We start from the raw sequence: 6,225 nt of genomic DNA, 5'->3' as shown, positions 1-6,225 counted from the left end.
CCTATTGATTTTAAATCGGTAGGCTGGGGTGAGGAACGAACCCCAGCTTTGGTTATTGCTGGGTTTTGGCCATCCCTGGCCGCAACCCAGCCTACGGCCTGCGGTCCTTTTTTAGACAGCCTCTGAGGTTGCTTAGGGCCGTAGGATGCAGTGAGCGCCTGTCTGCGTGCAGGGACGCACCGGCAGGCAGCGGACCGCATCTTTGGACGCTGGGCGTGCCCGACTGGTTGGGCACGGGCCATTCATGGATGCGGTTTGCACCACCCGGCAGTGCCTTCCTGTAAAGATCTCCCGTGTTCACCGCATCCTACACCCTTCGCCCAACCGGCCCCACTCGCTTCCAGCAATCCTGAATTATTTGGCGCTGTTTGGGGGACCGGACGTGTTGGGTTACGGCGCGTTCAAGGGTGTTTGTGTCCTTCGGGATCGGACAGCGCGCCTAACCCAACCTACACCCAAAGCGAAGTCCGCGCGGGCAGGCTGCGCGAGGGGTAAGGTAGGTGTAGGTTGCGTTAAGACGTTTGGCACTGACCGGGCCCTAGATCAACGAGCCTTGGTGCGTCGAACGCAACCCGTCAAACCCTGTCCCGACGCAGGAGGGATCTTTCTTGTCCCAACGCAGGAGGGATCTTTTCCCTCAGACAACGCCAAATAATTCAGGATTGGTCTCTGCACCTTTGGGGTTAAAATCCCGATCCGCCACAGCGATGGTTGCGGGAAGCTTTATCGGCGCTCGCCCTGCGCTTACTCACCTTGAGCTTACTTGGGGGACGATTGACAATGGCATGGCAGGCGGCTTTCGGCATCGTAATCCTGCTCGGCCTGGCCTGGGCCTTCAGCGAGAACCGCGGTTCCGTGTCCTGGCGGCTGGTGGTATTCAGCATCCTGCTCCAGTTCGCCTGTGCCCTTTTGCTACTGCGATTGGAGCCGGTGGAGAACGCCTTCGAGGTCCTGAACCGGGCTGTGCTGGCGGTGCAAGCGGCGACCCGGGAAGGCACGGCGTTTGTATTCGGTTATCTGGGCGGCGGTGCTGCACCCTTTGAGGCCGCATACCCGGAACACGCCTTCATCCTCGCGTTTCAGGGCTTGCCCTTGATCCTGCTGGTCAGTGTACTCAGCGCCTTGCTGTTCCATTGGCGCGTGCTGCCGCTGATTGTGCGCGGCTTTGCCTGGATGCTGCGTAGGCTACTCAATGTGGGTGGTGCGGTCGGCGTATCGACGGCCGCCAACGTATTCGTCGGGATGATCGAGGCGCCTCTGTTGATCCGGCCCTACCTGCGGGACATGAGTCGTGCCGGGCTGTTCATGGTCATGACCGCAGGTATGGCGACCATTGCGGGCAACATGTTCGTGCTCTACGCGACCATTCTGGCCCCCGTGGTGCCGGATGCCGCCGGCAACCTCATGACGGCATCCCTGATCAGCGCTCCCGCCGCCATCGCGGTCGCCGCCCTCCTGGTGCCAGGCGTCGCTAACGGCAGGCCTGACGAGACAGCCGTCCTGACCGCAGACTACAACAGCAGTGTAGAGGCCGCCGTTAGCGCTACCTTTGACGGCGTGAAGCTGGTGGTCAGCGTCGCGGCGACCCTGGTGGTTGCGGTGGCGCTCGTGAGTCTGGTCAATCAGCTATGCGGTCTTTTGCCCGCGGTAGGCGGGGAGGCACTGAGTCTGCAGCGCCTGCTCGGATGGGCCATGGCCCCGGTTGCCTGGCTGCTCGGTGTCCCCTGGAGCGAAGCGAACCTGGCCGGGGAGCTGATGGGCACCAAGATCGTGCTCAACGAGCTGATCGCCTACCTGAATCTAGCGGCCCTGCCGGAGGATGGCCTGTCTTCCCACAGCCGCCTGATTCTGACTTATGCCCTGTGTGGCTTCGCCAACCTCGGGAGTCTGGGGATCCTCCTCGGCGGCCTCGGGGCCATGGTCCCGGAGCGGCGTAGGGACATCTTCGCGCTCGGCCCCAAATCGCTGCTTGCGGGCAACCTTGCCTGTTTTCTAACCGGGGCCGTGGTTGCCCTTGTTGGCTAAAATCCCATCGCCGCGGGTGGAGTTAGATGTTACAGCTGCGCGATCTCGGTCTGCGCCGTGGTTCCAAGTTGCTCTTTGCGGGCGCGGACGTGACCATCTATCCCGGCCGGAAGGTGGGAGTAGTGGGACCCAACGGCTGCGGCAAATCGAGCCTGTTCGCTCTGCTCCGCGGCGAGCTGCACCAGGACCAAGGCGAGCTCCTGGTTCCCCCGGACTGGGAGATCGCCCACGTGGCCCAGCAGACCCCGAGCGGCGAGTGGCCGGCCATCGAGCTCGTCCTCGACGGAGACCGGGAGCTGCGGGCGGTGCAGGCCCAGCTGACGATCGCCGAAGAGCAGGGGGATGGCCTGCGTCAGGCCCGGCTGCACGGGCGCCTGGAGGCGATCGACGGCTACGGTGCCGAGAGTCGTGCCGCCCGGCTGCTGCACGGGCTCGGCTTTACCCCCGGCGAGGAGCGGCGGCCGGTGGACAGCTACTCGGGGGGGTGGCGCATGCGCCTGTCCCTGGCCCGTACCCTCATGTGCCGTTCCGACCTGTTGCTGCTGGACGAGCCCACCAACCACCTGGACCTGGAGGCGGTGATCTGGCTCGAGTCCTGGCTCAAATCCTACCCGGGGACCCTGCTGCTCATCTCCCACGATCGGGACTTTCTCGATGCCATAACGGACGCTATCCTGCACATCGATCAGGGTCGGCTCCACAGCTACACCGGTAACTACAGCGCCTGCGAGCGCCGGCGTGCCGAGCGTTCGGCCCGACAGCAGGCGGCCTTCACCCGCCAACAACAAGAGATCGCCCGCATCCGGCGCTTCGTGGACCGTTTCCGCGCCAAAGCCACCAAGGCCCGCCAGGCCCAGAGCCGCCTCAAGGCCCTGGAACGCATGGAGCTGATCGCCCCGGCCCACCTGGAGACCCCGTTTCGATTCCGGCTGCGCGAGCCTCAGGGGCGGTTGCCCCACCCCTTGCTGGTGCTGGAAGCAGGCGCCGTCGGCTATGGGGAGCGGACGGTGCTCGCCGGACTCGACCTCAGCCTTGCGCCCGGCGAGCGCATCGGCCTGCTCGGACCCAACGGCGCCGGCAAGTCCACCCTGATCAAGCTGTTCGCCGGCGTACTGCCTTTGCATTCCGGCCGCTGCCTGCCGGCCCCGGGTCTGCGGGTGGGTTATTTCGCCCAACACCAGGTCGACCAGCTGCGGCCCGACGCCAGTCCCATGGAGCACCTCCGGCGCCTGGCCCCCGACCCTAGCGAGCAGGAATTGCGCGATTATTTGGGTGGATTCGCATTCGGCGGTGACCAGGCCACGGCCGCGACGGCATCCTTCTCCGGTGGGGAGAAGGCGCGGTTGGCACTGGCCTTGCTGATCTGGCAAGGACCCAACCTGCTACTGCTCGATGAACCGACGAACCACCTGGACCTGGGGATGCGGCATGCCTTGAGCCTGGCCCTGCAGGAGTTCGAAGGGGCACTGGTGCTGGTCTCCCATGATCGCCACCTGCTGCGAGTCACGAGTGACCAACTGCTACTGGTGGATGCGGGCACGGTGACCACCTTCGCCGGGGAGCTCGACGACTACCCCGCCTGGCTCGCCGGGCGGCAGGCATATCAGGACTCGCCTGCCGTCCAGGCGCCGTCCCAGGACGGCACCTCGCGCCAGGCCCAGCGACGGGCCAAGGCGGAACAGCGCCGTAACCTGCAGCCGCTACGGCGTCGCCTCGAAGCGCTGGAGACCCGCTTGGCCGATCTCGAGGCGCGCCGCGGTGAGCTGGAGCGAGAGCTGGCCTTACCCCTGCTCTACGAGCCGGCGGCCAAGCCCCGTCTGCTGTCACTTATGGCGCAGAAGCACCGTCTGGATGCCGATTTCGAGAAGACTGAGACCGCTTGGCTCGAAACCGGCGAGGCACTGGAAAGCCAAGGAGGAACCCCATGAACCTTGATCGTTCGCCAAGGTGAGCGCATATGGAGTGTTCTGCGATCGAACTCTCTATGGATTCCAGGTTGGTATATCCTATTATTGTCCAAGGCGTGGCCGTAGGGTGTGGTGAGCGCAGCGAACCATCTTGCGCAGCGAACCATCTTGCGCAGCGAACCGCACCAAAAAATCTTTGCGCCTTAACGGAAGAAAAGCGCCGTATTACACGCATCCACGCGGATCGATGCGCGCGCTTCGTCGTTTTCCCTCCAGAGCGGCGAGCACATCATTTCAACTTATATTGTGGGAATAATCACCTACAGTTCGATATGTGCCTCCTCCGAGAAGTTTGCAATATTAGTCGAAATTATGTGCTAGAGTGCGCAGGCTGTGAGGAAAGAGAGTTCATGAAAAAACTCAACATGCTTGCGTATTCCACCAATTTTTGTCTATATTTCGCCCCATAGAAAAGACTCGTGTTTCTAGTGTGCCAGCCAAGACCCCTACGGATAAGGGGAGGAGGATCTGCCCGTGACCACAACCGCTCGCTTCCGGATACCGCTCACCGTCTTGCTGTTTCTGGTGCTCCCGTTTGCCGGATGCTCCAGCAGCAACGAGCGGGAGCTAGCGAACAGGACCGTTTCCGCCGCGAAGCGACCCACAGGCTCCCGGACCTTCCCCGTTCCCTCCGAGATTAAAGACAACGTAGCCTTCTGGCGCAACGTCTACGGCGAATGGAGCCGCGGCGAGGTTGCCATCCATGACAACGAGTACATGGGGGTGATCTACGAGGTGGCGGATCTCCCCGGTCCCACTCTGAACGGCTACACGGCTGAGCAGAAGCGTTTCGTACGGGCGCGCAAGGCCTACTACAAGCGCCGCCTCAAGAATCTGGAGGACAAGGTGCGGGCAGGTCTGTCCCTGAGCAGATACGATCGGTCCTTGTACAACAGGCTCATGGGCGCGGGCGGTAAATGGGCCATCTACGGCGCCAGCAACCGGGTGCGCAGCCAACGCGGCTTACGCGAGCGCTTCCGCCGAGGTCTGGCAATCAGCGGCCGCTATGACGCGAAATTCCGAGAAATCTTCCGCTCCCGGGGACTGCCCGAGGACCTCGCCTACCTGCCCCACGTCGAATCCTCCTTCCAGACCCACGCCCGCTCCAGCGTCGGCGCGGCGGGGGTATGGCAGTTTATGCGGGGTACCGGCAAGCTGTACATGACCGTCAACGGCGCCGTCGACGAGCGCCTGGATCCGGTGACCGCCGCCGAGGGCGCTGCGAGCTATCTCGGCGGTGCCTACCGCAAGCTCGGCAGTTGGCCCTTGGCCGTGACCTCCTACAACCATGGCCAAGGCGGCATGCAGAAGGCCAAGGCCATTTACGGCAATGACATCGGGGCCATCGTGCGCAAGTACAAGGGTCCCTATTTCAAGTTCGCCTCCCGCAATTTCTACGCCGAGTTCATTGCGGCGCGGGAGGTCGCGAGTCATCCTCATCGCTATTTTCCGGAAGGCATCAAATACCAGGCGCCCCTCTCCGAAGATCGCCTAGTGCTCCGCCGCAGCATATCCGCGCCACGGATCGCCCACTACTATGATGTGCCTACCTATCGGCTGGCGGATCTAAATCTGCATTGGAAGAAATCGGTCCGGCGGGGCAGTGCCAAGCTCCCGGCCGGCAGCACCGTATGGCTCCCGAGAGGGACCCTGAAGCGAGCGGGGCATATCGCGCCCAGCTCGATGATGCTCGCCAAGGCCGAATACAGACCCAAGGCCAAGCGTAAATCGACAAGGATGACCAGAGCCGAGTCCAGGCAGAAACCAATCAGGATAGCCAAGGTCAAGCCCAGGCGGAAGCCGACCAAGGTGGCTAAGGCCGAATCCAGGCGGAAACCGATCAGGCTGGCCAAGGCCGAACCTAAACGGAAGCCGACCAGGGTAGCTAAGACCGGATCGAAGTCGAAGCCGGTTCGGGTAGCCAAGGCCGAGTCCAGGCGGAAACCGATCAAGCTAGCCAAGGCCGAGCCTAAACGGAAGCCGACCAGGGTAGCCAAGGCCAGGTCGAAGCCGAAGCCGGTTCAGCTAGCCAAGGCCGGGTCCAAACGGAAACCGATCAAGCTAGCCAAGGCCAAGCCTAAGCGGAAGCCGACCAGGGTAGCCAAGGCCAGGTCGAAGTCGAAGCCGGTTCAGGTAGCCAAGGCTAGACTCAAGCAGAAACCGGGCAAAGTGGCTAAGGCCAAACCCAAATCGAAGCCGGTCAAGGTGGCTAAGGCCAAAGCGTCCGGGGCCC

3 protein-coding genes are annotated in these 6,225 nt (G+C 62.9%); all 3 read left to right on the top strand.

The window, feature by feature from the left end; genetic code table 11:
- The first annotated feature begins 780 nt into the window (after positions 1-780).
- Positions 781-2,025: a NupC/NupG family nucleoside CNT transporter gene (locus tag BQ17_RS18820; protein ID WP_089729751.1), complete on the top strand. Its 1,245-nt coding sequence runs from the start codon at positions 781-783 to the stop codon at positions 2,023-2,025.
- A 26-nt stretch (positions 2,026-2,051) separates the two neighbouring features.
- The gene (gene abc-f / locus BQ17_RS18815) at positions 2,052-3,953 is read left to right on the top strand and encodes a ribosomal protection-like ABC-F family protein (protein ID WP_089729749.1); all 1,902 of its coding nucleotides are present in this window, start codon (positions 2,052-2,054) and stop codon (positions 3,951-3,953) included.
- 513 nt (positions 3,954-4,466) lie between these two features.
- A partial coding sequence (locus BQ17_RS18810; RefSeq protein WP_256091677.1) for a lytic transglycosylase domain-containing protein occupies positions 4,467-6,225 on the top strand: 1,759 nt, incomplete at its 3' end.

Origin of the sequence: Candidatus Thiosymbion oneisti (assembly GCF_900092655.1) — a bacterium.
GTDB classification, from domain to species: domain Bacteria; phylum Pseudomonadota; class Gammaproteobacteria; order Chromatiales; family Chromatiaceae; genus Thiosymbion; species Thiosymbion oneisti.
Note: the sequence above shows the minus strand (reverse complement) of the source record. Positions and strands in the feature narration are given on the sequence as shown.